We start from the raw sequence: 2,201 nt of genomic DNA, 5'->3' as shown, positions 1-2,201 counted from the left end.
GCGCTGGCGGCTTTTGGGGACCGGTTGGGCGCGCAACACATGTAATCTGTTGAGCTGACGGATGGCAGTGACGTCCAGCTTATTTGCGAACTCCAGCACTGGCACCGTGCCACCCTAGTTTGTAGACTCCGCGCCGCAGTCTGGCTGCCCGACGCGGTACTTTGGCGTGCGCCCGGACAAGGAATAGCAGTCATGGACGCTTCGCCCCTTCCTCCGCAGCCAGCCCCCGCCTGCCTGTTTCTTTTCCGTATCGCTCCGCTCGCCTAGAGCGAGCGCCAAGCCGTACCCAAAAATAGTCGACGGCCGATACCCAACACACATAACGAGAGATTCATTCGATGAACAAGAAGCTCATGGCCGGACTGGTCGGAATCAGCTTGCTACTCGGGGGCTGCGCTACCGAACAGTCGCGCACCCTTGAAGTCGCCAAAGTGACCTCGGCCAGCAGTGTCTACCAAGGGCAACGCAGCCCGATCGCTGTCGGTAAGTTCGATAACCGGTCCAGCTATATGCGCGGGCTATTCTCTGACGGAGTCGACCGCCTCGGTGGTCAGGCCAAGACCATTCTTATCACCCATCTTCAACAGTCCAATCGCTTCAACGTACTGGACCGGGACAACATGAACGAGATCGCCCAGGAAAGTGCGATTTCCAACAAGCGTGCTCAACTGCGTGGCGCGGACTTCGTGGTCACCGGAGACGTGACCGAGTTCGGTCGCAAGGAAGTAGGTGACCATCAGCTGTTCGGCATTCTTGGCCGAGGAAAGTCGCAGATCGCCTACGCCAAGGTGGCATTGAATATCGTCAATGTGAACACCTCTGAAGTGGTGTTCTCCGCACAAGGCGCTGGTGAGTACAGCCTGTCGAATCGCGAAGTGATCGGCTTCGGCGGCACCGCCAGTTACGACTCCACCCTCAACGGCAAGGTACTGGATCTGGCCATCCGGGAAGCCGTCAATAACCTGGTCTCCGGCGTCGACAGTGGCGCCTGGCAACCTGTGCAATAAGCTCAAGGAAGAACCAACATGAAGATGTACGTACGCGCCAGCGCAGTCAGTGCCAGCCTGTTAGCGACCCTATTGCTCACTGGTTGCGCAGGCAACCAGACGCCCCCGCTGTATTACTGGGACGGCTACCAACAGCAGGTCTATGAGCACTTCAAGCACGAAACTGGCCCGCAAGAGCAGATCGCTGCGCTTGAAGCCAGCCTGCAAAAGGCACGCTCTGAGGATCGATCGCCGCCTCCCGGCTTTCATGCACACCTGGGCATGCTCTACGCCGAGATCGGCAAAGCGGACCAGGTTCGCCAGCAATTTGAAACCGAAAAAAACCTGTTCCCGGAGTCCGCTGCGTACATGGACTTCCTCATGCGCAACGTTGCGGAGTGACCAGACATGATGCGTTTGAAGTCTTTCAAGACATATTTGGTGCTTGCCTCCATCGTACTTACAACCGGCTGCGCTACGCAGCAAACGCCGTATGATTACAGTGCCTTCGAGCGAAACAACCCGGCTTCGATTTTGGTACTGCCGCCGGTCAATACCTCACCGGACGTCAAGGCCAGCTACAGCGTTCTGTCGCACGTAACCGCTCCGCTAGCAGAAGCCGGCTATTACGTACTGCCGGTCGCGGTGGTCGACGAAACCTTCAAGCAGAACGGGTTGATGAACGCGGACGAGATGCATATGGCACCGCCCGCCAAGCTGCGCGAAATCTTTGGAGCGGATGCCGCGCTATATATCGAGGTCAGCCGTTACGGTAGCAGCTACAAGGTGATTACCAGCGAAGTAGCGGTCGAGGCTAGCGGCAAGCTCGTCGACCTGCGCAGCGGTGACGTACTCTGGGAAGGCAGCGCGCTTGCCAGCACTGCGGAAAACCAGAACAACTCTGGGGGAGGCCTGGTAGGCATGCTGATCAGCGCAGCCGTCAATCAGGTGCTCAACAGCCTGACCGATCGCAGCCATGAAGTCGCCGGTATTGCCAGCAGTCGCCTCCTCAGCACCCAACGCTACGGCGGAATTCTTAGTGGCCCGCGCTCGCCACTTTACAAGCAAGCTCAGCTCGCTCATCGCTGATCGCGCCCCGGCTGCAGCGTTCACGCTGCAGCCATTCTCTGCAAGCCCAGCTGCATCAATGTGGCCGTGCTGAAAGTAAACAAACGCTCCCCCGCCGACGCCGGCCCCTTTCTTGCCGAGCGTCAC

At 58.6% G+C, this 2,201-nt stretch carries 3 protein-coding genes; all 3 read left to right on the top strand.

The genetic code is table 11. From position 1 onward, the window contains the following. Positions 1–338: 338 nt before the first annotated feature. The 3 genes from MST27_RS22150 to MST27_RS22140 are packed head-to-tail and all read left to right on the top strand — an operon-like array spanning position 339 to position 2,075. Positions 339–1,007 carry a CsgG/HfaB family protein gene (locus MST27_RS22150; RefSeq protein WP_243608004.1) on the top strand — a complete coding sequence of 223 codons (669 nt, stop codon included), beginning with the start codon at positions 339–341 and terminating at the stop codon, positions 1,005–1,007. Between the two features lie 18 nt (positions 1,008–1,025). Next, the gene (locus tag MST27_RS22145) at positions 1,026–1,388 is read left to right on the top strand and encodes a DUF4810 domain-containing protein (RefSeq protein WP_243608003.1); all 363 of its coding nucleotides are present in this window, start codon (positions 1,026–1,028) and stop codon (positions 1,386–1,388) included. Between the two features lie 9 nt (positions 1,389–1,397). Beyond that, positions 1,398–2,075, top strand: coding sequence for a DUF799 domain-containing protein (locus MST27_RS22140; protein ID WP_243608005.1), 678 nt, complete (start codon positions 1,398–1,400; stop codon positions 2,073–2,075). The last annotated feature ends 126 nt before the right edge of the window (positions 2,076–2,201 follow it).

It is taken from the genome of Stutzerimonas marianensis (assembly GCF_022810315.1).
Classification (GTDB): domain Bacteria; phylum Pseudomonadota; class Gammaproteobacteria; order Pseudomonadales; family Pseudomonadaceae; genus Stutzerimonas; species Stutzerimonas marianensis.
Note: the sequence above shows the minus strand (reverse complement) of the source record. Positions and strands in the feature narration are given on the sequence as shown.